The organism is Xanthomonas sp. NCPPB 2864 (assembly GCF_056675615.1).
Window position 1 is genome coordinate 614473 of record NZ_JBWWVS010000002.1, and the last position, 21450, is coordinate 635922.

The following is a 21450-nucleotide window of genomic DNA, read 5'->3' on the forward strand; positions in this document are numbered from 1 at the left end:
CACCGAGTTGGTAGTTGGAAGTAGCGGGAGAAGGCGTGCTGGTGCCGGCAATACCAGCGACTTCCAACTGACAATTTTGTTATTTCAGGGCCGCCGCGACGCGGCCCCCGCAGCCTAGGGTGAAGACTCATGACGTCTTATTCGTTCACCGAAAAAAAGCGTATCCGCAAGGACTTCGGCAAGCAGCGCTCGATTCTCGAAGTGCCGTTCCTGCTTGCCATCCAGGTCGATTCCTACCGCGAGTTCCTGCAGGAAGACGTGGAGCCGAACAAGCGTAAGGACCTCGGTCTGCACGCGGCATTGAAGTCGGTGTTCCCGATTTCCAGCTACAGCGGCAATGCCGCGCTGGAATACGTGGGCTATAAGTTGGGTCAGCCGGTGTTTGACGAGCGTGAATGCCGTCAGCGTGGCATGAGCTATGGCGCGCCGCTGCGCGTGACCGTGCGCCTGGTGATCTACGACCGCGAGTCGTCGACCAAGGCCATCAAGTACGTGAAGGAGCAGGAGGTCTATCTGGGCGAAATCCCGCTGATGACCGACAACGGTACCTTCATCGTCAACGGCACCGAGCGCGTCATCGTCTCGCAGCTGCACCGCTCGCCGGGTGTGTTCTTCGACCACGACCGTGGCAAGACCCACAGTTCGGGCAAGCTGCTGTACAGCGCCCGCATCATCCCGTACCGCGGTTCCTGGCTGGACTTCGAGTTCGACCCGAAGGACGCGCTGTTCACCCGTATCGACCGTCGCCGCAAGCTGCCGGTGTCGATCCTGCTGCGCGCGCTCGGCTACAGCAACGAAGAGATGCTGGCCGAGTTCTTCGAGATCAATACGTTCCACATCAATCCGGACGAAGGCGTGCAGCTGGAGCTAGTGCCGGAGCGTCTGCGTGGCGAAACGCTGAACTTCGACCTGGCCGATGGCGACAAGGTCATCGTGGAAGCGGGCAAGCGCATCACCGCCCGTCACGTCAAGCAGCTCGAAGCCGCCGGCGTCGCCGCGCTGGCCGTGCCGGACGACTATCTGCTCACCCGCATCCTGTCGCATGACGTGGTCGATGGTTCCACCGGCGAACTGCTGGCCAATGCCAACGACGAGATCACCGAAGACCAGCTGGCAGCGTTCCGCAAGGCCGGCGTCGATGCGGTCGGCACCCTGTGGGTGAACGATCTGGACCGCGGTCCATACCTGTCCAACACCCTGCGGATCGATCCGACCAAGACCCAGCTCGAAGCGCTGGTCGAGATCTATCGCATGATGCGTCCGGGCGAGCCGCCGACCAAGGAAGCCGCACAGAACCTGTTCCACAACCTGTTCTTCACCTTCGAGCGCTACGACCTGTCCACGGTCGGCCGCATGAAGTTCAACCGTCGCGTCGGCCGCAAGGACGTGCTGGGCGAGTCGGTGCTGTACGACAAGAAGTACTTTGCCGAGCGCAACGACGAAGAATCCAAGCGTCTGGTCGCCGAGCACACCGACACCTCCGACATCCTGGAAGTGATCAAGGTGCTCACCGAGATCCGCAACGGTCGCGGCGTGGTCGATGACATCGATCACCTGGGCAACCGTCGCGTGCGTTCGGTCGGCGAAATGGCCGAGAACGTGTTCCGCGTGGGCCTGGTCCGCGTCGAGCGCGCGGTCAAGGAACGCCTGTCGATGGCCGAGTCCGAGGGCCTGACCCCGCAGGAACTGATCAACGCCAAGCCGGTGGCTGCGGCGATCAAGGAATTCTTCGGTTCCTCGCAGCTGTCGCAGTTCATGGATCAGAACAACCCGCTGTCGGAAGTCACGCACAAGCGTCGCGTCTCCGCACTGGGCCCGGGCGGTCTGACCCGCGAGCGCGCCGGCTTCGAAGTGCGCGACGTGCATCCGACCCATTACGGCCGCGTCTGCACCATCGAAACCCCGGAAGGCCCGAACATCGGCCTGATCAACTCGCTGGCCGTGTTCGCCCGCACCAACCAGTACGGCTTCCTCGAGACGCCGTACCGCAAGGTGCTGGACGGCAAGGTCTCCGACGACGTCGAGTACCTGTCGGCGATCGAGGAAAACGAGTACGTGATCGCCCAGGCGAACGCGCTGACCGACGCCAAGAACATGCTCACCGAGCAGTTCGTGCCGTGCCGGTTCCAGGGCGAGTCGCTGCTCAAGCCGCCGGCCGAAGTGCACTTCATGGACGTCTCGCCGATGCAGACCGTGTCGGTCGCCGCGGCGCTGGTGCCGTTCCTGGAGCACGACGACGCCAACCGCGCACTGATGGGCGCCAACATGCAGCGCCAGGCCGTGCCGACGCTGCGTTCGCAGAAGCCGTTGGTCGGTACCGGTATCGAGCGTGCGGTTGCGCGCGACTCGGGTGTGACCGTCAATGCCTTGCGTGGTGGCGTGATCGAGCAGATCGACGCGGCCCGCATCGTGGTCAAGGTCAACGAGGCAGAAATCGGCGGCGGCACTGATGCCGGCGTGGATATCTACAACCTGATCAAGTACACCCGCTCCAACCAGAACACCTGCATCAACCAGCGTCCGCTGGTGAACGTGGGTGACGTGATCGCACGCGGCGACGTGCTGGCCGACGGCCCGTCCACCGACATCGGTGAGCTGGCGCTGGGTCAGAACATGCTGATCGCGTTCATGCCGTGGAACGGCTACAACTTCGAAGACTCCATCCTGCTCTCCGAGCGCGTGGTGGAAGAGGATCGTTACACCACGATCCACATCGAAGAACTGACCTGCGTTGCGCGCGACACCAAGCTGGGGCCGGAGGAAATTTCCGCCGACATCCCGAACGTGTCCGAGCAGGCCCTGAACCGTCTGGACGAGAGCGGCGTGGTGTACATCGGTGCGGAAGTGCGCGCCGGCGACATCATGGTCGGCAAGGTCACGCCGAAGGGCGAGAGCCAGCTGACGCCGGAAGAAAAGCTGCTGCGTGCGATCTTCGGTGAGAAGGCGTCCGACGTGAAGGACAGCTCGCTGCGCGTGCCCCCGGGCATGGACGGCACCGTCATCGACGTGCAGGTCTTCACCCGCGACGGCATCGAGAAGGACAAGCGTGCGCGTCAGATCGAAGAGTCCGAAATCAAGCGCGTCAAGAAGGACTTCGACGACCAGTTCCGCATCCTGGAAGCGGCCATCTACGCACGTCTGCGTTCGCAGATCGTGGGCAAGGTCGCCAACGGTGGTCCGAACCTGAAGAAGGGCGACAACGTCACCGACGCGTATCTGGATGGGCTGAAGAAGTCCGACTGGTTCCAGCTGCGCATGAAGGACGAAGACGCTGCCGATGCCATCGAGCGTGCGCAGAAGCAGATCCAGGCGCACGAAAAGGAATTCGAGGCACGCTTCGCCGATAAGCGCGGCAAGATCACCCAGGGCGACGACCTCGCACCGGGCGTGCTGAAGATGGTCAAGGTGTTCCTGGCAGTGAAGCGCCGCATCCAGCCGGGCGACAAGATGGCAGGCCGCCACGGCAACAAGGGTGTGGTCTCCAACGTCGTGCCGGTCGAGGACATGCCGTACATGGCCACCGGCGAGCCGGTCGACATCGTGCTGAACCCGCTCGGCGTGCCGTCGCGTATGAACATCGGCCAGATTCTGGAAGTGCATCTGGGCTGGGCCGCCAAGGGCCTGGGTCGCAAGATCCAGCGCATGCTGGAAGCCCAGGCGGCGGTCAGCGAGCTGCGCAAGTTCCTGGACGACATCTACAACCACGACAGCGCGATCAATGCACAGCGCGTGGATCTGTCGCAGTTCAGCGATGAGGAATTGCTCAACCTGGGCAAGAACCTGGTCGATGGCGTGCCGATGGCCACCCCGGTGTTCGACGGTGCCAGCGAAGCGGAGATCAAGCGCATGCTGGAACTGGCCGAACTGCCGCAGAGCGGTCAGACCCAGTTGTACGACGGTCGTACCGGTGAAGCGTTCGATCGCAAGACCACGGTCGGCTACATGCACTACCTGAAGTTGAACCACCTGGTCGACGACAAGATGCATGCACGCTCGACCGGTCCGTACTCGCTCGTCACCCAGCAGCCGCTGGGCGGCAAGGCGCAGTTCGGTGGTCAGCGCTTCGGTGAGATGGAAGTCTGGGCGCTGGAAGCCTACGGCGCGGCCTACACCCTGCAGGAAATGCTGACGGTGAAGTCCGACGACGTGCAGGGCCGCAACCAGATGTACAAGAACATCGTCGATGGTGAGCACGAGATGGTCGCGGGCATGCCGGAATCCTTCAACGTGTTGGTGAAGGAAATCCGCTCGCTGGCGATCAACATGGAACTGGAAGAGTGATCGAGCTGAATCCTGGCGCCGCGACGCGGCGCCGGGATCCGGAACGTAAGGCCCTCGGTTTCATCTCAGCTACGAAATTCCTCCGACCCGGAGATATCAAATGAAAGACCTGCTCAACCTCTTCAATCAACAGCGCCAGACGCTGGATTTCGACGCGATCAAGATCGCGCTGGCATCGCCTGACCTGATCCGTTCGTGGTCCTACGGCGAAGTGAAGAAGCCCGAAACCATCAACTACCGTACCTTCAAGCCCGAGCGTGACGGCCTGTTCTGCGCCGCCATCTTCGGACCGATCAAGGACTACGAGTGCCTGTGCGGCAAGTACAAGCGCATGAAGCACCGCGGTGTGGTCTGCGAAAAGTGCGGCACCGAAGTCACCCTGGCCAAGGTGCGTCGCGAGCGCATGGGTCACATCGACCTGGCCTCGCCGGTCGCGCACATCTGGTTCCTCAAGTCGCTGCCCTCGCGCATCGGCCTGATGCTGGACATGACCCTGCGTGACATCGAGCGCGTGCTGTACTTCGAAGCCTACGTGGTCACCGAGCCGGGCCTGACCCCGCTCGAGCGCCGCCAGCTGCTGACCGAAGAGCAGTACCTGACCGCACGCCAGGAGTACAACGACGACTTCGACGCCGCCATGGGCGCCGAGGCCGTGTACGAGCTGCTGCGCACGATCGACCTGCAGTCGGAAATGACCCGCCTGCGCGAGGAAATCGCCAGCACCGGTTCGGAAACCAAGCTCAAGCGCCTCACCAAGCGCATCAAGCTGATCGAAGCCTTCCTGGAATCGGGCAACCGTCCGGAGTGGATGGTCATGACCGTGCTGCCGGTGCTGCCGCCGGATCTGCGTCCGCTGGTGCCGCTGGATGGTGGCCGCTTCGCAACCTCGGATCTGAACGATCTGTACCGCCGCGTGATCAACCGCAACAACCGTCTGCGTCGTCTGCTCGAGCTCAATGCGCCGGACATCATCGTGCGCAACGAGAAGCGCATGCTGCAGGAATCGGTCGATGCGCTGCTGGACAACGGCCGTCGCGGCCGTGCCATCACCGGCACCAACAAGCGTCCGCTGAAGTCGCTGGCCGACATGATCAAGGGCAAGCAGGGCCGGTTCCGTCAGAACCTGCTCGGCAAGCGCGTGGACTACTCCGGCCGTTCGGTCATCACCGTCGGTCCGTACCTCAAGCTGCACCAGTGCGGCCTGCCGAAGAAGATGGCGCTGGAGCTGTTCAAGCCGTTCGTGTTCGCCAAGCTACAGCGTCGCGGCCTGGCCACCACCATCAAGGCGGCCAAGAAGCTGGTCGAGCGCGAAGAAGCCGAAGTCTGGGACATCCTGGAAGAGGTGATCCGCGAGCATCCGGTGCTGCTGAACCGTGCGCCGACCCTGCACCGTCTGGGCATCCAGGCGTTCGAACCGGTGTTGATCGAAGGCAAGGCCATCCAGCTGCATCCGCTGGTGTGTACTGCATTCAACGCCGACTTCGACGGTGACCAGATGGCCGTCCACGTGCCGCTCTCGCTGGAAGCCCAGCTGGAAGCGCGTGCGCTGATGATGTCCACCAACAACATCCTGTCGCCGGCCAACGGCGAGCCGATCATCGTGCCGTCGCAGGACGTGGTGTTGGGCCTGTACTACATGAGCCGCGCCCTGGAGAACAAGAAGGGCGAGGGCATGGTGTTCGCCAACACCAGCGAAGTGAAGCGCGCCTACGACAACCGCGTGGTGGAACTGCACGCCAAGGTCAAGGTCCGCATCACCCAGGTGGACGTGGAAGCCGACGGCAAGCGCAGCAGCGGCACCTCGATCGTGGACACTACGGTCGGTCGTGCACTGCTGAGCGAAATCCTGCCCGAAGGCCTGCCGTTTCAGCTGGCCAACACCGAGATGACCAAGAAGAACATCTCGCGTCTGATCAACTCCAGCTACCGTCTGCTGGGCTTGAAGGACACCGTCGTGTTCGCCGACAAGCTGATGTACACCGGCTATGCCTACGCAACCCGCGCAGGCGTGTCGATCGGCATCGACGACATGCTGATCCCGGACGAGAAGAAGGGCATCCTGACCGAGGCCGAAGCCGAAGTGCTGGAAATCCAGGAGCAGTACCAGTCCGGTCTGGTCACCGCCGGCGAGCGCTACAACAAGGTCGTGGACATCTGGTCGCGTACCAGCGAGCGCATCGCCAAGGCGATGATGGACACCATCGGTACCGAGAAGGTCGAAAACGCCAAGGGCGAGACCATCGACCAGAAGTCGATGAACTCGCTGTACATCATGGCCGACTCCGGTGCGCGTGGTAGCCAGGCGCAGATCCGTCAGCTGGCCGGCATGCGCGGCCTGATGGCGCGTCCGGATGGCTCGATCATCGAGACGCCGATCAAGGCGAACTTCCGCGAAGGCCTGAACGTGCAGGAGTACTTCAACTCCACCCACGGTGCCCGTAAGGGTCTGGCCGATACCGCGCTCAAGACCGCGAACTCGGGTTATCTGACCCGTCGTCTGGTCGACGTGGCGCAGGACGTGGTGATCACCGAAGTCGATTGCGGCACCACCGAAGGGTTGATCATGACCCCGATCGTGGAAGGCGGCGACGTGGTGGAGCCGTTGAGGGAGCGCGTGCTGGGCCGTGTGGTGGCCGAGGACGTCTACCTGCCGGGCAACGACGAAGAGCCGATCGTCACCCGCAACACGCTGCTGGACGAAGCCTGGGTTGCCAAGCTGGAAGACGCCAGCGTGCAGTCGGTGAAGGTGCGTTCGACCATCAGCTGCGAGTCCTCGTTCGGCGTGTGCGCACGTTGCTACGGTCGCGATCTTGCACGCGGTCACCAGGTCAACATCGGTGAAGCGGTCGGCGTCATCGCCGCCCAGTCGATCGGCGAGCCGGGTACCCAGCTGACCATGCGTACGTTCCACATTGGTGGTGCGGCATCGCGTGCGGCGGCAGTGGACAACATCACCGTCAAGACCACTGGTTCGGTGAAGTTCAACAACCTCAAGTCGGTGGCGCACGCCAGCGGCGCGTTGGTCGCTGTCTCGCGTTCGGGCGAACTGTCCGTGCTCGACGGCCACGGCCGCGAGCGCGAGCGTTACAAGCTGCCGTACGGCGCCACCATCACCGCCAAGGACGGTGATGCGGTCAAGGCCGGACAGAGCGTGGCGAACTGGGATCCGCATAACCACCCGATCGTGTCGGAAGTGGCTGGCTTCATCCGCTTCATCGACTTCGTCGACGGCGTCACCGTCATCGAGAAGACCGACGAACTGACCGGTCTGGCCTCGCGCGAAATCACCGACCCGAAGCGTCGCGGTGCACATGCCAAGGAACTGCGCCCGATCGTGCGCATCGTCGATGGCAAGGGCAACGACCTGACGATCCCGAATACGGATCTGCCGGCCCAGTACCTGTTGCCGCCGCGCTCCATTGTCAACCTGCAGGACGGCGCCGCCGTCGGCGTGGGCGACGTGGTTGCCAAGATCCCGCAGGAAGCGTCCAAGACCCGCGACATCACCGGTGGTCTGCCGCGCGTTGCCGACCTGTTCGAAGCACGCAAGCCGAAGGATCCTGCGATCCTGGCCGAGCGCTCGGGCATCATCAGCTTCGGTAAGGACACCAAGGGCAAGCAGCGCCTGATCATCAAGGACACCGACGGGTCGGAACACGAAGAGCTGATCCCGAAGTACCGCCAGATCATCGTGTTCGAAGGCGAGCATGTGACCAAGGGCGAGACCGTGGTGGACGGCGAGCCGAGCCCGCAGGACATCCTGCGTCTGCTGGGTGTCGAGCCGCTGGCTGCGTACCTGGTCAAGGAAATCCAGGACGTGTACCGCCTGCAGGGCGTGAAGATCAACGACAAGCACATCGAGGTGATCACGCGCCAGATGCTGCGCAAGGTCGAGATCGTCGACCAGGGCACCAGCAAGTTCCTCAACGGCGAGCAGGTCGAGCGCCAACGCGTCATCGAGGAAAATGCACGCCTGGTCAAGCGCAACGAGCTGCCGGCCAAGTACGATCCGGTGCTGCTCGGTATCACCAAGGCCTCGCTGGCCACCGAGTCGTTCATCTCGGCGGCCTCGTTCCAGGAGACCACCCGCGTGTTGACCGAGGCTGCCGTGCGCGGCACCCGCGACAACCTGCGCGGTCTGAAGGAAAACGTGATCGTGGGTCGTCTGATCCCGGCCGGTACCGGCCTGGCGTATCACGCCGGACGTCGCAAGTCGTCGGGTCTGACCGACTCGGAAATGGAAACGCTGTCGGGCAAGCCGGCGGTGGCCGAACCGGTCGCAGCCGTGGCCGACGCTGGCGCGGACGAGGAGTAAGCGCTCCGACGGCGGTCGCAAGACCGCCGTAAGCCAAGCGAAAAGGAGGGCAGGAGGCCCTCCGTTTTCCGGCCTTGGATGGGCCAGCAGGGTTAGAATTCCGTGAAGTTGACGGAGTTTCGTCCTGCCAGCTATACTTCCCTGTCTCGGCGGGCCGTTTTTCGGCCTGCCTTTGTTTTCGTGCAAGGCCGTCTCGGCCTCTCAATCAGAAGAATCAACTGATGACGACGATCAATCAGCTGGTCCGCAAGCCTCGGCAAGCGACCACCTACAAGAGTGCCTCCCCGGCACTGGACAAGTGTCCGCAGCGCCGTGGCGTCTGCACACGCGTCTATACCACTACCCCGAAGAAGCCGAACTCGGCCCTGCGTAAGGTTGCCAAAGTGCGCCTGACGAACCAGGAAGAGGTCATCAGCTACATCGGTGGTGAAGGCCACAACCTGCAGGAGCACTCCGTGGTCCTGATTCGTGGTGGCCGCGTCAAGGATCTTCCCGGTGTGCGTTATCACACCGTCCGTGGTTCGCTGGACGCCGCCGGCGTCGCAAAGCGCCGTCAAGGTCGTTCCAAGTACGGCGCCAAGCGCCCGAAGAGCTAAGGAAACACTCCAATGTCCCGTAAAGGTTCTACTCCGCAGCGCACCGTCCTGCCTGATCCAAAGCATGGCAGCGAAACCATTGCCCGCTTCATCAATATGGTGATGCAAAGTGGCAAGAAGTCGGTTGCTGAGAAAATTGTCTATGGCGCGATGGACGTCATTGGCGAAAAGAATCCGAATGCCGTCGAGCTGGTGCAGAAAGCACTGGACAACGTGGCCCCGGCTGTCGAAGTTAAATCGCGTCGCGTCGGTGGTGCTACCTATCAGGTGCCCGTCGAAGTGCGCTCCTCCCGTCGCATGGCGCTGGCAATGCGCTGGTTGATCGACTCCGCGCGCAAGCGTGGCGAGAACACCATGCCGCGCAAGCTGGCTGCAGAACTGTTGGACGCCTCGGAAAGCCGCGGCGGCGCGATCAAGAAGCGCGAAGAGACGCACCGTATGGCGGAGGCGAACAAGGCGTTCGCACATTACCGCTGGTGACCTCGTGGGCCTTGGTAACGGGGCCCTTCAGCACCATCTGAGTGCTGTTTGCGACGCGTTACGCGCCGCATCCAATCCGAAGGCCGCCGAAAGGCGGCGTTCGGCCATCCGAAATCCAAGAAATTGAGAGGCTCCCCGTGGCCCGCACCACCCCTATCGAGCGTTACCGCAACTTCGGCATCATGGCCCACATCGATGCCGGCAAGACCACCACTTCCGAGCGCATCCTGTTCTACACCGGTGTCAGTCACAAGATCGGCGAAGTCCATGACGGCGCTGCAGTGATGGACTGGATGGAGCAGGAGCAGGAGCGTGGTATCACCATCACCTCCGCTGCGACCACTGCGTTCTGGTCGGGCATGGACAAGTCCATGCCGCAGCACCGCTTCAACATCATCGACACCCCCGGGCACGTTGACTTCACCATCGAAGTGGAGCGCTCCTTGCGCGTGCTCGACGGTGCGGTGTTCGTGCTGTGCGCCGTCGGTGGCGTGCAGCCGCAGTCCGAGACCGTGTGGCGCCAGGCCAACAAGTACTCCGTGCCGCGCATGGCCTTCGTTAACAAGATGGACCGTACCGGTGCCAATTTCGACAAGGTCGTCGAGCAGCTGAAGGCCCGTCTGGGTGCCTACGCCGTGCCGATGCAGGTGCCGATCGGCGCCGAAGACGGCTTCGAGGGCGTGGTCGATCTGCTCAAGATGAAGGCGATCCATTGGGATACCGCATCGCAGGGCACCACCTTCGAATACCGCGACATCCCGGCCGATCTGGTCGAGATCGCGACCGAGGCGCGTTCGTTCATGGTCGAGGCGGCTGCAGAAGCCAGCGAAGACCTGATGGACAAGTACCTCAACGAAGGCGACCTGAGCGAAGAAGAGATCCTGGTGGGTCTGCGCGAGCGCACCCTGAAGGTCGAAATCGTGCCGGTGTTCTGCGGCTCGGCGTTCAAGAACAAGGGCGTGCAGGCCATGCTCGACGGCGTCGTGCACCTGTTGCCGTCGCCGGCCGACCGTCCGCCGGTCCAGGGTATCGATGAGGACGAGAAGGAAGACACCCGTCCGGCCACCGATACCGCGCCGTTCTCGGCGTTGGCGTTCAAGATCATGACCGACCCGTTCGTGGGCTCGCTGACGTTCTTCCGTGTCTACTCGGGCACGTTGAACTCCGGCGACCAGGTCTACAACCCGGTCAAGTCGAAGAAAGAGCGCGTGGGCCGCATCCTGCAGATGCACTCCAACAATCGCGAAGAGATCAAGGAAGTGCGCGCTGGTGACATCGCCGCTGCCGTGGGTCTGAAGGACGTCACCACCGGCGACACGCTGTGTGCGCAGGACAAGGTCATCACCCTGGAGCGCATGGTGTTCCCGGAGCCGGTGATCTCGATGGCGGTGGAGCCCAAGACCAAGTCGGACCAGGAAAAGATGGGCATGGCCCTGGGCCGTCTGGCGCAGGAAGATCCATCGTTCCGCGTCAAGACCGACGAGGAATCCGGCCAGACCATCATCTCGGGCATGGGCGAGTTGCACCTGGACATCATCGTTGACCGTATGCGTCGCGAGTTCAATGTCGAGGCCAACGTCGGCAAGCCGCAGGTGGCCTACCGCGAAACCATCCGCAAGTCCGACGTCAAGTCCGACTACAAGCACGCCAAGCAGTCCGGTGGTAAGGGTCAGTACGGTCACGTGGTGATCGAGCTGTCGCCGATGACCGAGGAAGATCGCAAGAGCGACAACGTCAAGGACGATTTCCTCTTCATCAACGACATCACCGGCGGCATCATCCCGAAGGAATTCATCCCCTCGGTCGAAAAGGGTCTGCGCGAGACGATCACCAGTGGTCCGATCGCTGGCTTCCCGGTGGTGGGCGTGAAGGTCAAGCTGGTGTTCGGCTCGTACCACGACGTCGACTCTTCGGAAATGGCGTTCAAGCTGGCCGCGTCGATGGCGTTCAAGCAGGGCTTTGCGAAAGCCAGCCCGGTGTTGCTGGAGCCGATCATGAAGGTCGAAATCGTCAGCCCGGAGGATTACCTGGGTGACGTGATGGGCGACGTGAGCCGCCGTCGTGGCGTGCTGCAGGGTCAGGACGACAGCCCGTCGGGCAAGATCATCAACGCGATGATTCCGCTCGGTGAAATGTTCGGCTACGCGACCTCGCTGCGCTCGATGAGCCAGGGCCGCGCGACGTTCTCGATGGAATTCGACCACTACGAAGAGGCACCGGCCAACATCGCCGACGCCGTCACCAAGAAGGGCTGAGTTCGCTCAGCCGCTTCTCACAAATTTTTCAATTAGAGGTAGTTAGTCATGGCAAAAGCTAAATTTGAGCGCACCAAGCCGCACGTGAACGTCGGCACCATCGGTCACGTTGACCATGGCAAGACCACGTTGACAGCCGCGCTGACCAAGATCGGTGCTGAGCGTTTCGGTGGCGAGTTCAAGGCGTACGACGCGATCGACGCGGCGCCGGAAGAGAAGGCGCGCGGCATCACGATTTCGACCGCCCACGTCGAATACGAGTCCCCGACCCGTCACTACGCGCACGTCGATTGCCCCGGCCACGCCGACTACGTCAAGAACATGATCACCGGTGCGGCGCAGATGGACGGCGCGATCCTGGTGTGTTCGGCTGCTGACGGCCCGATGCCGCAGACCCGCGAGCACATCCTGCTCTCGCGTCAGGTCGGCGTGCCGCACATCGTGGTGTTCCTGAACAAGGCCGACATGGTCGACGACGCCGAGCTGCTCGAGCTGGTCGAGATGGAAGTGCGCGAGCTGCTCAGCAAGTACGACTTCCCGGGCGATGACACCCCGATCATCCACGGTTCGGCGCGTCTGGCGCTGGACGGCGACCAGAGCGACATCGGCGTGCCGGCGATCCTGAAGCTGGTCGAGGCGCTGGATTCGTTCATTCCGGAGCCGACCCGCGACGTCGACCGTCCGTTCCTGATGCCGGTCGAAGACGTGTTCTCGATCTCCGGCCGCGGCACCGTGGTGACCGGCCGTATCGAGCGCGGCATCATCAAGGTCGGCGACGAAATCGAAATCGTCGGCATCCGCGACACCCAGAAGACCACCGTCACCGGCGTGGAAATGTTCCGCAAGCTGCTGGACCAGGGCCAGGCAGGCGACAACGCCGGTCTGCTGCTGCGCGGCACCAAGCGTGACGACGTCGAGCGCGGCCAGGTGCTGTGCAAGCCGGGTTCGATCAAGCCGCACACCGAGTTCGAAGCCGAAGTCTACGTGCTGTCCAAGGATGAGGGTGGTCGTCATACCCCGTTCTTCAAGGGCTACCGTCCGCAGTTCTACTTCCGCACCACCGACATCACTGGCGCATGCCAGCTGCCGGAAGGCGTGGAGATGGTGATGCCGGGCGACAACGTGAAGATGGTCGTGACCCTGATCAACCCGGTTGCGATGGATGAAGGTCTGCGCTTCGCCATCCGTGAAGGCGGTCGTACCGTCGGCGCCGGCGTGGTTGCCAAGATCATCAAGTAAGTGCCTGCAATCCAGCGGCTTTAGTCGCTGGATCTGCAAGAAGGAGGGTCGGCGCAAGCCGGCCCTTTTTTTGTTCGCCAGGTCGGGTGGATGTGCTTGCGGGGGCGTATTGACAGACCAGGGCGCTTGCACAGGTAAAAGTCCATCGCTATAATGCGCGGCTCGGTGTCCCTGGGTAGGGCGCTGAGTTACAGCGAAAAGAACGGCAGGATGCCGCTCGTGTTCGCCAGACCGGGAAGGTCGCGTCGCATGGAGCACTCAACAACTCACATGTTGTTGACCGTGCTCTTGTTGCGCACTATACTTTTCCGTCTGGGCAGGCCGGTTTACCGGTCTGCCTCAGTTTTTGGGCGGAGGAAATGCCCTCGCCAGCAGGATGCGCGGCGATTTCATCTACGTCAGGAATATCGGGGCAGGTATCCCAGAGGCCTTGCCCGTCGCTCTTTTAACGAAGGAAGCTTCCGTCATGTCGGAACAAAAGATCCGGATTCGGTTGAAGGCGTTCGATCATCGTTTGATCGACCGTTCGGCCAGCGAGATCGTCGAAACGGCTAAGCGGACCGGCGCGCAAGTGCGTGGCCCGATCCCGTTGCCGACCAAGATCGAACGTTACACCATCCTCGTATCCCCGCATGCCGACAAGGATGCGCGTGACCAGTACGAAACCCGCACGCACAAGCGTGTGCTCGATATCGTCGACCCGAACGACAAGACCGTGGACGCGCTGATGAAGCTCGAACTCGCGGCTGGCGTCGACGTACAGATCAAGTTGACCTGAGGACTACGACCATGACGAAGAAATATTCGTTGGGCTTCGTGGGCCGCAAGGCTGGCATGAGCCGCGTCTTCACTGAAGACGGCCGCTCGGTGCCGGTTACGCTGATCGAAGCAACTCCGAACCGCATCGCGCAGATCAAGACCGTTGAAACCGACGGTTACAGCGCAGTGCAGATTACCGTTGGCGCGCGTCGCGCCGCACTGGTCAACAAGCCGGCCGCTGGTCACTTCGCCAAGGCGAAGGTGGAGGCGGGTCGCGGCTTGTGGGAATTCCGCGTTGAAGATGCGCAGCTCGGCGATTTCGCCGTCGGCGGCGAAATCAAGGCGGACATTTTCGAGGTCGGCCAGAAGGTCGACGTCCAGGGCGTCACCAAGGGTAAGGGTTTCCAGGGCACCATCAAGCGCTACAACTTCCGTATGGGCGATGCAACTCACGGTAACTCGCTGTCGCATCGCGCGCCGGGTTCGTTGGGTCAGCGCCAGACCCCGGGTCGCGTTTTCCCGGGTAAGAAGATGTCGGGCCACATGGGCGCCGTGCAGCAAAGCACGCAGAACCTGGAAGTGGTCAAGGTCGACGTCGAGCGTGGTCTGATTGCTATCCGCGGCGCCGTGCCTGGCGCAGCTGGTGGCGACGTGATCGTCCGTCCGGCGAGCAAGGCATAAGGAGAGATGACGATGGAACTCGTTATCACGGGTAGCAACAACAAGGTCTCGGTCTCCGATGCCGTGTTCGGTCGCGAATTCAGCGAAGATCTGGTTCACCAGGTCGTCGTCGCTTATCGCAATGCCGGCCGCGCTGGTACCAAGGCTCAGAAGACGCGTTCGGAAGTTGCGGGCACGACCAAGAAGTCGAAGAAGCAGAAGGGCGGCGGTGCGCGTCATGGCGCGCTGACGGCTCCGATCTTCATCGGCGGCGGCGTGACCTTCGCGGCCAAGCCGCGCAGCTTCGAACAGAAAGTCAACCGCAAGATGTACCGTGCGGCCATCTGCGCGATCTTCTCTGAGCTTAATCGCCAGGGTCGCCTGATGATCGTCGATGCGTTCGACGTCGAAACCACCAAGACCCAGGGTCTGATCGAGAAGCTGAAGGGACTGGACGTGGGCAAGCGCCCGCTGATCGTCACCGAGGAAGCGTCCGAGCACCTGTATCTGTCCGCCCGCAATCTGCCGTATGTGCAGGTGCGTGATGTGCAGGGTCTGGATCCGGTCGCTCTGGTCGGGGCCGATACGGTCGTGATCACCGCCGATGCGGTCAAGAAGGTCGAGGAGTGGCTGGCATGAGCAGCAACGAAAAAATCTTCAGCGTGCTGCGTGCTCCGCGAGTCTCCGAAAAGACCGCGCGCCTGCAGGAAATCTCCAACCAGTATGTCTTCGAAGTTTCGAACGAAGCCACCAAGGCCGATGTAAAGGCCGCGGTTGAGCAGCTGTTCGACGTCAAGGTCAAAGCGGTCAACGTGGTCAACGTCAAGGGCAAGAGCAAGTCCTTCCGTAACCGTGCTGGCAGCCGTGGCAATTGGCGCAAGGCGTACGTCCGCCTGGTTGATGGTCAGTCCATCGACGTAACGGCCAAGGCCTGAGGTCCATCCCATGCCATTGATGAAGTTCAAACCCACCTCTCCCGGCCGTCGTTCCGCCGTGCGCGTGGTCACCCCCGATCTGCACAAGGGCGCACCGCACGCGGCGCTGCTCGACTCGCAGAGCAAGTCCGGTGGTCGTAACCACCATGGCCGCATCACCGTGCGTCACGTCGGTGGTGGTCACAAGCAGCACTACCGCATCATCGACTTCAAGCGCAACAAGGAAGGTATTCCGGCGCGTGTGGAGCGGATCGAATACGATCCGAACCGTACCGCTCATATTGCCCTGCTGTGCTACGTCGACGGCGAGCGCCGCTACATCATCGCCCCCAAGGGCCTGAAGGCTGGCGATCAGGTCATTGCCGGTGCCAATGCACCGATCAAGACCGGCAACACGCTGCCGCTGCGCAACATCCCGGTCGGTACGACGGTCCACGGTATCGAGCTGAAGCCGGGTAAGGGCGCTCAGATCGCACGTGCTGCCGGTGCAGCCGTCCAGCTGGTCGCTCGCGAAGGCATCTATGCCACGCTGCGTCTGCGCTCGGGCGAAATGCGCAAGGTGCCGGTCGAGTGCCGCGCCACCATCGGCGAAGTCGGCAACGACGAGCACAACCTCGAGAAGCTGGGCAAGGCTGGCGCCAAGCGCTGGCGCGGTGTTCGCCCGACCGTTCGCGGTGCGGCCATGAACCCGGTCGATCACCCGCACGGTGGTGGTGAGGCCAAGGCTGGCCAGGGTAATCCGCATCCGGTCACCCCGTGGGGTGTTCCGACCAAGGGTTACAAGACGCGCAAGAACAAGCGCACCCAGCAATTCATCGTCCGCGATCGTAGGGGCTAATCGACCATGGCACGTTCACTTAAGAAGGGCCCGTTCGTCGATCACCACCTTGCAAAGAAGGTGGAGTCCGCTGCGGGTAGCAAGAAGCCGATCAAGACCTGGTCGCGCCGTTCGATGATCCTGCCGGAAATGGTAGGCATCACCATCGCCGTGCATAACGGCAAGAACCACATTCCGGTGCTCGTCAACGAGAATATGGTCGGCCACAAGCTCGGCGAATTTGCCGTCACCCGGACCTTCAAGGGTCACGGTGGCGACAAGAAGTCGAGCAGGTAAGGAGAGATGACGATGGAAGCGAAAGCAATCCTGCGCACCGCGCGCATCTCCCCGCAGAAGGCCCGCCTGGTCGCTGACCAGGTGCGTGGACTGTCCGCCGAACGTGCGGTCAATCTGCTGAAGTTCTCGGACAAGAAGGCTGCGCACCTGATCAAGAAGGTTGTGGAGTCGGCTATTGCCAATGCTGAGAACAATCAGGGCGCGGATGTCGACGAGCTGAAGGTCAAGACCATCATGGTTGATGAGGGTCCCTCCCTGAAGCGTTTCATGGCGCGGGCGAAAGGCCGCGGTACCCGCATCCTCAAGCGCACCAGTCACATCACTGTGATTGTCGGCGCCGCCAAGTAAGCGGAAAGGAAAAGACCATGGGTCATAAAGTTCATCCGACTGGAATTCGCCTTGGCATCGCCAAGGACTGGAATTCCAAGTGGTACGCAAGCAAGGCCGACTTCGCCGCCTACCTGGCAGCCGACCTGAAAGTGCGTGAAATGCTGCGCAAGAAGCTCGCGCAGGCAGGTATCAGCAAGATCTTGATCGAGCGCCCTGCCAAAACCGCCCGCGTGACGATCCACACCGCCCGTCCGGGCGTGGTGATCGGCAAGCGTGGCGAGGACATCGAAAAGCTGCGTAAGGAAGTGAGCGCGATGATGGGTGTTCCTGCCCACATCAACGTCACCGAAGTGCGCAAGCCGGAGCTGGATGCGCAGCTGGTCGCCGAGTCGATCGCGCAGCAGCTTGAGCGTCGCATCATGTTCCGCCGCGCAATGAAGCGCTCGGTCGGCAACGCGATGCGCTTGGGTGCCCTGGGCATCAAGGTCAACGTGGCTGGCCGCCTCAACGGTGCAGAAATCGCCCGTTCGGAGTGGTACCGCGAAGGCCGCGTGCCGCTGCACACGCTACGTGCCGACATCGATTACGGTTTTGCCGAGGCGTCCACGACGTACGGCATCATCGGCATCAAGGTCTGGATCTATAAGGGTGAGGTCTTCGACTTCTCCCAGGTTGGCCAGGAGAAGCAGGACGACAGCCCGCGCAACGATCGTAATGATCGCGGCGACCGTGGTGACCGTCCTTCGCGCCCGGCTCGTGAAGCGAGGTAACGGCAATGTTGCAACCCAAGCGAACCAAATATCGCAAGATGCACAAGGGCCGTAACGACGGCCTGGCATGGAGCGGAAACGCCGTCAGCTTCGGCGAGTACGGCCTCAAGGCAACCGCGCACGGTCAGCTGACCGCGCGTCAGATTGAAGCAGCACGTCGTACGATCAGCCGCCACGTCAAGAAGGGCGGCAAGATGTGGATTCGTGTGTTCCCCGACAAGCCGATCACCAAGAAGCCGATCGAAGTCCGCATGGGCTCCGGTAAGGGCAACGTGGAGTACTGGGTCGCGCAGATTCAGCCGGGCCGCATGATCTATGAAATCGAGGGTATTCCCGAGGATATCGCACGTGAGGCGTTCCGCCTTGCCGCCGCGAAATTGTCGGTGACCACCACTTTCGTGACCCGGACGGTGCGCTGATGGATATCAAACAACTCCGCGAGAAGTCGGCTGACGAACTGAAGGCCCACCTGACCGATCTGCGTAAGGAGCAGTTCTCGCTCCGTATGCAGCAGGTCACCGGCCAGCTGCCGAAGACCCACGATACCCGCCGGGTGCGCCGCGAGATTGCTCGCGTCAAGTACCTGCTCGGCAGCACCAAGTAAGGACGGCCGCGATGAGCGACAACAACGAAAAGCAAGCGCTGCGCACGGTCGAAGGCCGTGTCGTCAGCAACAAGATGGACAAGACGGTCACCGTGTTGGTGGAGCGCCAGGTCAAGCACCCGTTGTACGGTAAGTACATCAAGCGCTCGTCCAAGCTCCACGCACACGACGCCGACAATGCCTGCAACGAAGGCGATGTCGTGCGTGTGACCGAGATTGCTCCAATGTCCAAGACCAAGAACTGGCGGGTGGTCGAAATCGTCACCCGTTCGGCCGAATAAGGGAGATCTGAATCATGATCCAGATGCAGAGCTACCTCGATGTCGCCGACAATTCGGGTGCCAAGGAAGTGATGTGCATCAAGGTGCTGGGCGGCTCCAAGCGCCGTTACGCACACATTGGCGACATCATCAAGGTGACCGTCAAGGACGCCATTCCGCGCGGTAAGGTCAAGAAGGGCGAAGTCTACGACGCCGTCGTGGTGCGTACCCGCAAGGGTGTGCGCCGTCCCGACGGTTCGCTGATCCGCTTCGATGGCAACGCCGCTGTGCTGTTGAACAATAAGCAGGAGCCGATCGGGACCCGCATCTTCGGGCCGGTGACGCGCGAGCTGCGTTCCGAGAAGTTCATGAAGATCGTCTCGCTCGCTCCCGAAGTGCTGTGAGCGGAGGACATATACATGGCTAACCGTATCAAGAAGGGCGACCAGGTCGTCATCAACACCGGCAAGGACAAGGGTAAGCAGGGTGAAGTTGTGCGTGTGGATGGCGATCGCGTGATCGTCTCCAATGCCAACGTCATCAAGCGGCACACCAAGCCGAACCCGCAGGCGGGTGTCGCCGGCGGCGTGGTCGAGCGTGAAGCGTCGATCCATATCTCCAACGTCAATATCGTCAACCCGGCAACGGGCAAGGGCGAGCGCGTTGGCTTCAAGGTGCTGGAGGATGGACGCAAATTGCGTGTGTTCCGCTCCAGCGGTGAGGCGCTCGACGCCTGAGGAATGCGATCATGAACACTCGTCTCGAAAAGTTTTACAAGGAAAACGTGGTGCCGGCCCTGATGAAGGAATTCGGCTACACCAATCCGATGGAAGTGCCGAAGCTGGTCAAGGTCACGCTCAACATGGGCGTGGGCGAGGCGGCTACCAACAAGAAGATTCTGGAAAATGCGGTCGCCGACATGTCCAAGATCTCCGGTCAGAAGCCGGTGGTCACCAAGTCGCGCGTTTCGGTCGCATCGTTCAAGATTCGTGACGGTTGGCCGATCGGCTGCAAGACCACGTTGCGTCGCGCCAAGATGTACGAGTTTCTGGATCGTCTGATCAACATCTCGCTGCCGCGCGTGCGCGACTTCCGTGGTGTTTCCGGTCGCTCCTTTGACGGTCGTGGCAACTTCAACATGGGTGTGAAGGAACAGATCATCTTCCCGGAAATCGACTTCGACGCCGTCGACGCGATCCGCGGTATGGATATCGCCATCACCACCACCGCCAAGACGGATGCGGAAGCGAAGGCGCTGCTGGCAGCGTTCAAGTTCCCGTTCCGTAACTGACCGTCGAGGACATCCGAAATGGCAAAGACCTCCATGATCCACCGCGACATCAAGCGTGCAAAGCTGGCGAAGAAATTCGCCGGCAAGCGTGATGCGCTGAAGAAGATCCTCTCCAGCCAGGATGCGTCCTACGAAGAGAAGATCGACGCGTCGACCAAGTTGCAGAAGCTGCCGCGCGATTCGTCGCCGAGCCGCCACCGCAACCGTTGCGAGTTGTCCGGTCGTCCGCGCGGTGTCTACCGCAAGTTCGGTCTGGGTCGCAACATGCTGCGCAAAGCCACCATGAACGGCGACGTTCCGGGCCTGCGCAAGGCAAGCTGGTAACAGCATTGCCGGTCGCTCGCGGCCGGCTTTAGCAGGATGGTTCTGTTCAACATGGGAGTCCGACGCAGGTCGGGCTCTTTTGTCGTATACTTCCGCTTCTGTCTTGCCCGCACGGGCCTGGCATGGCGTAAAGGGTCCTGGCCCATCCCCAGGAAAACACAAGATTTTCGCGAAAGCGGATATCGGTGCACTCAAAGGTACTCATATGAGCATGACTGATCCCATCGCCGACCTGCTGGTACGCATCAAGAATGCGGCCGCGGTTGGTAAGCAGACGGTGAAATTGCCGTCGTCCAAGATCAAGGTCGCGATCGCCCAGGTCCTGAAGGACGAGGGTTACATCACCGACCTGCGCGTGACAGCGACCGAGAACAACAAGTCGGAGCTGGAAATCGTGCTGAAGTATTTCGAAGGCCGTCCGGTCATCGAGACCCTGAAGCGTTTCTCGCGCTCGGGTCTGCGCCAGTACCGCGGCAAGACTGAGCTGCCCAAGGTCCTGGGTGGCCTGGGTATCGCCATCATTTCCACGTCGAAGGGCATCATGACCGATGCGCAGGCTCGCGAAGCCGGCGTTGGTGGTGAAGTCCTGTGCTTCGTGGCCTAAGGGAAGGAATCGATCATGTCCCGTGTAGCCAAGAAGCCTGTCTCCCTTCCGAAGGGTGTTGAACTCAAGGTCCAGCCCGAGCTGGTCAGCGTCAAGGGCCCGAAGGGCACCCTGACCCTGCCGAAGCCGGTTGGCGTCGAAATCGCCGTTGACGGCGACGTTGCCACGCTGTCGGCCAACGAACCGTCGCAGATCGCCATCACCGGCACCGTGCGCGCCATTCTTGCCAATATGGTCAAGGGCGTGTCCGAAGGCTTCGAGCGCAAGCTCGAACTGGTGGGCGTCGGTTACCGTGCCGCCATGCAGGGCAAGGACCTGAGCCTGGCGCTCGGCTTCTCGCACCCGCTGGTGTTCGTGGCGCCGGAAGGCATCACGCTGTCGACCCCGACCCAGACCGAAATCGTGGTCCAGGGCGCCGACAAGCAGCGCGTCGGCGAAGTTGCCGCCAAGATTCGCGGTTTCCGTCCGCCGGAGCCCTACAAGGGCAAGGGTGTGAAGTACGCCGGTGAAGTCATCATTCGCAAGGAAGCCAAGAAGGCGTAATGCAGGTCCCTCTGCTAGGAGCCCGGCCATCCATGGCCGGACTTTTCGATGCAAAAGCCTGCTTCCTTCAGCTTCCGTAGGATAAATATC

Annotated in this window: 23 protein-coding genes; all 23 read left to right on the plus strand. The window is 61.8% G+C overall.

Annotated features, from left to right (window positions below):
* Positions 1–129 precede the first annotated feature (129 nt).
* A complete protein-coding gene (gene rpoB, locus AC1KVE_RS07655) occupies positions 130–4281 on the plus strand; it encodes a DNA-directed RNA polymerase subunit beta (protein ID WP_024938570.1) in 4152 nt (1383 codons plus the stop codon).
* Positions 4282–4381: 100 nt separating this feature from the next.
* Positions 4382–8596 carry a DNA-directed RNA polymerase subunit beta' gene (gene rpoC / locus AC1KVE_RS07660; protein WP_024938569.1) on the plus strand — a complete coding sequence of 1405 codons (4215 nt, stop codon included), beginning with the start codon at positions 4382–4384 and terminating at the stop codon, positions 8594–8596.
* Positions 8597–8817: 221 nt separating this feature from the next.
* Positions 8818–9192, plus strand: coding sequence for a 30S ribosomal protein S12 (gene rpsL, locus AC1KVE_RS07665; RefSeq protein ID WP_002811712.1), 375 nt, complete (start codon positions 8818–8820; stop codon positions 9190–9192).
* A gap of 12 nt (positions 9193–9204) precedes the next feature.
* Positions 9205–9672, plus strand: a complete 468-nt coding sequence (rpsG, locus tag AC1KVE_RS07670) for a 30S ribosomal protein S7 (protein ID WP_005993356.1) — start codon at positions 9205–9207, stop codon at positions 9670–9672.
* Positions 9673–9809: 137 nt separating this feature from the next.
* Positions 9810–11927 carry an elongation factor G gene (gene fusA, locus AC1KVE_RS07675; protein WP_046345811.1) on the plus strand — a complete coding sequence of 706 codons (2118 nt, stop codon included), beginning with the start codon at positions 9810–9812 and terminating at the stop codon, positions 11925–11927.
* A 48-nt stretch (positions 11928–11975) separates the two neighbouring features.
* A complete protein-coding gene (tuf, locus tag AC1KVE_RS07680; protein WP_003486726.1) occupies positions 11976–13166 on the plus strand; it encodes an elongation factor Tu in 1191 nt (396 codons plus the stop codon).
* Positions 13167–13632: 466 nt separating this feature from the next.
* The gene (gene rpsJ / locus AC1KVE_RS07685; protein ID WP_003486723.1) at positions 13633–13944 is read left to right on the plus strand and encodes a 30S ribosomal protein S10; all 312 of its coding nucleotides are present in this window, start codon (positions 13633–13635) and stop codon (positions 13942–13944) included.
* An 11-nt stretch (positions 13945–13955) separates the two neighbouring features.
* Positions 13956–14606: a 50S ribosomal protein L3 gene (rplC, locus tag AC1KVE_RS07690; RefSeq protein ID WP_005993363.1), complete on the plus strand. Its 651-nt coding sequence runs from the start codon at positions 13956–13958 to the stop codon at positions 14604–14606.
* Positions 14607–14618: 12 nt separating this feature from the next.
* Positions 14619–15224, plus strand: a complete 606-nt coding sequence (gene rplD, locus AC1KVE_RS07695) for a 50S ribosomal protein L4 (RefSeq protein ID WP_024938567.1) — start codon at positions 14619–14621, stop codon at positions 15222–15224.
* Complete coding sequence (rplW, locus tag AC1KVE_RS07700) at positions 15221–15520, plus strand: 50S ribosomal protein L23 (RefSeq protein ID WP_002811694.1); 300 nt, start codon at positions 15221–15223, stop codon at positions 15518–15520. Before rplD ends, rplW begins: the two co-directional genes overlap by 4 nt.
* A gap of 10 nt (positions 15521–15530) precedes the next feature.
* A complete protein-coding gene (gene rplB, locus AC1KVE_RS07705; protein WP_003486715.1) occupies positions 15531–16358 on the plus strand; it encodes a 50S ribosomal protein L2 in 828 nt (275 codons plus the stop codon).
* A 6-nt stretch (positions 16359–16364) separates the two neighbouring features.
* On the plus strand, positions 16365–16634 hold the full coding sequence (gene rpsS, locus AC1KVE_RS07710) for a 30S ribosomal protein S19 (protein ID WP_005993369.1): 270 nt from the start codon (positions 16365–16367) through the stop codon (positions 16632–16634).
* A gap of 12 nt (positions 16635–16646) precedes the next feature.
* Positions 16647–16982, plus strand: coding sequence for a 50S ribosomal protein L22 (gene rplV, locus AC1KVE_RS07715; protein ID WP_002811686.1), 336 nt, complete (start codon positions 16647–16649; stop codon positions 16980–16982).
* 17 nt (positions 16983–16999) lie between these two features.
* Positions 17000–17734, plus strand: coding sequence for a 30S ribosomal protein S3 (gene rpsC, locus AC1KVE_RS07720; RefSeq protein ID WP_024938565.1), 735 nt, complete (start codon positions 17000–17002; stop codon positions 17732–17734).
* A gap of 5 nt (positions 17735–17739) precedes the next feature.
* Positions 17740–18153 (plus strand): 50S ribosomal protein L16, encoded by a 414-nt coding sequence (gene rplP, locus AC1KVE_RS07725; RefSeq protein WP_011036127.1) that lies wholly within the window; start codon positions 17740–17742, stop codon positions 18151–18153.
* Positions 18153–18338 carry a 50S ribosomal protein L29 gene (gene rpmC / locus AC1KVE_RS07730; protein ID WP_006450638.1) on the plus strand — a complete coding sequence of 62 codons (186 nt, stop codon included), beginning with the start codon at positions 18153–18155 and terminating at the stop codon, positions 18336–18338. The genes rplP and rpmC overlap by 1 nt, the downstream gene beginning before the upstream one ends.
* A gap of 11 nt (positions 18339–18349) precedes the next feature.
* Entirely contained in the window at positions 18350–18619 is a 270-nt protein-coding gene (gene rpsQ / locus AC1KVE_RS07735) for a 30S ribosomal protein S17 (protein ID WP_016900663.1), read from the plus strand.
* 14 nt (positions 18620–18633) lie between these two features.
* Positions 18634–19002, plus strand: a complete 369-nt coding sequence (gene rplN, locus AC1KVE_RS07740; protein ID WP_003486699.1) for a 50S ribosomal protein L14 — start codon at positions 18634–18636, stop codon at positions 19000–19002.
* 15 nt (positions 19003–19017) lie between these two features.
* Entirely contained in the window at positions 19018–19335 is a 318-nt protein-coding gene (gene rplX, locus AC1KVE_RS07745) for a 50S ribosomal protein L24 (protein ID WP_003486696.1), read from the plus strand.
* An 11-nt stretch (positions 19336–19346) separates the two neighbouring features.
* On the plus strand, positions 19347–19889 hold the full coding sequence (gene rplE / locus AC1KVE_RS07750; protein WP_010371090.1) for a 50S ribosomal protein L5: 543 nt from the start codon (positions 19347–19349) through the stop codon (positions 19887–19889).
* A gap of 18 nt (positions 19890–19907) precedes the next feature.
* On the plus strand, positions 19908–20213 hold the full coding sequence (gene rpsN, locus AC1KVE_RS07755) for a 30S ribosomal protein S14 (RefSeq protein WP_005917137.1): 306 nt from the start codon (positions 19908–19910) through the stop codon (positions 20211–20213).
* A gap of 205 nt (positions 20214–20418) precedes the next feature.
* Positions 20419–20817, plus strand: a complete 399-nt coding sequence (gene rpsH / locus AC1KVE_RS07760; protein WP_010371096.1) for a 30S ribosomal protein S8 — start codon at positions 20419–20421, stop codon at positions 20815–20817.
* A 15-nt stretch (positions 20818–20832) separates the two neighbouring features.
* On the plus strand, positions 20833–21360 hold the full coding sequence (gene rplF, locus AC1KVE_RS07765; RefSeq protein WP_024938564.1) for a 50S ribosomal protein L6: 528 nt from the start codon (positions 20833–20835) through the stop codon (positions 21358–21360).
* The last annotated feature ends 90 nt before the right edge of the window (positions 21361–21450 follow it).

Excerpts from the sequence above, each read along its gene's own strand:
- rpoB (WP_024938570.1), top strand. The coding sequence starts at position 130 with ATGACGTCTTATTCGTTCACCGAAAAAAAGCGTATCCGCAAGGACTTC.
- rpoC (WP_024938569.1), top strand. The coding sequence starts at position 4,382 with ATGAAAGACCTGCTCAACCTCTTCAATCAACAGCGCCAGACGCTGGAT.
- rpsL (WP_002811712.1), top strand. The coding sequence starts at position 8,818 with ATGACGACGATCAATCAGCTGGTCCGCAAGCCTCGGCAAGCGACCACC.
- rpsG (WP_005993356.1), top strand. The coding sequence starts at position 9,205 with ATGTCCCGTAAAGGTTCTACTCCGCAGCGCACCGTCCTGCCTGATCCA.
- tuf (WP_003486726.1), top strand. The coding sequence starts at position 11,976 with ATGGCAAAAGCTAAATTTGAGCGCACCAAGCCGCACGTGAACGTCGGC.
- rpsJ (WP_003486723.1), top strand. The coding sequence starts at position 13,633 with ATGTCGGAACAAAAGATCCGGATTCGGTTGAAGGCGTTCGATCATCGT.
- rplC (WP_005993363.1), top strand. The coding sequence starts at position 13,956 with ATGACGAAGAAATATTCGTTGGGCTTCGTGGGCCGCAAGGCTGGCATG.
- rplD (WP_024938567.1), top strand. The coding sequence starts at position 14,619 with ATGGAACTCGTTATCACGGGTAGCAACAACAAGGTCTCGGTCTCCGAT.
- rplW (WP_002811694.1), top strand. The coding sequence starts at position 15,221 with ATGAGCAGCAACGAAAAAATCTTCAGCGTGCTGCGTGCTCCGCGAGTC.
- rplB (WP_003486715.1), top strand. The coding sequence starts at position 15,531 with ATGCCATTGATGAAGTTCAAACCCACCTCTCCCGGCCGTCGTTCCGCC.
- rpsS (WP_005993369.1), top strand. The coding sequence starts at position 16,365 with ATGGCACGTTCACTTAAGAAGGGCCCGTTCGTCGATCACCACCTTGCA.
- rplV (WP_002811686.1), top strand. The coding sequence starts at position 16,647 with ATGGAAGCGAAAGCAATCCTGCGCACCGCGCGCATCTCCCCGCAGAAG.
- rpsC (WP_024938565.1), top strand. The coding sequence starts at position 17,000 with ATGGGTCATAAAGTTCATCCGACTGGAATTCGCCTTGGCATCGCCAAG.
- rplP (WP_011036127.1), top strand. The coding sequence starts at position 17,740 with ATGTTGCAACCCAAGCGAACCAAATATCGCAAGATGCACAAGGGCCGT.
- rpmC (WP_006450638.1), top strand. The coding sequence starts at position 18,153 with ATGGATATCAAACAACTCCGCGAGAAGTCGGCTGACGAACTGAAGGCC.
- rpsQ (WP_016900663.1), top strand. The coding sequence starts at position 18,350 with ATGAGCGACAACAACGAAAAGCAAGCGCTGCGCACGGTCGAAGGCCGT.
- rplN (WP_003486699.1), top strand. The coding sequence starts at position 18,634 with ATGATCCAGATGCAGAGCTACCTCGATGTCGCCGACAATTCGGGTGCC.
- rplX (WP_003486696.1), top strand. The coding sequence starts at position 19,018 with ATGGCTAACCGTATCAAGAAGGGCGACCAGGTCGTCATCAACACCGGC.
- rplE (WP_010371090.1), top strand. The coding sequence starts at position 19,347 with ATGAACACTCGTCTCGAAAAGTTTTACAAGGAAAACGTGGTGCCGGCC.
- rpsN (WP_005917137.1), top strand. The coding sequence starts at position 19,908 with ATGGCAAAGACCTCCATGATCCACCGCGACATCAAGCGTGCAAAGCTG.
- rpsH (WP_010371096.1), top strand. The coding sequence starts at position 20,419 with ATGAGCATGACTGATCCCATCGCCGACCTGCTGGTACGCATCAAGAAT.
- rplF (WP_024938564.1), top strand. The coding sequence starts at position 20,833 with ATGTCCCGTGTAGCCAAGAAGCCTGTCTCCCTTCCGAAGGGTGTTGAA.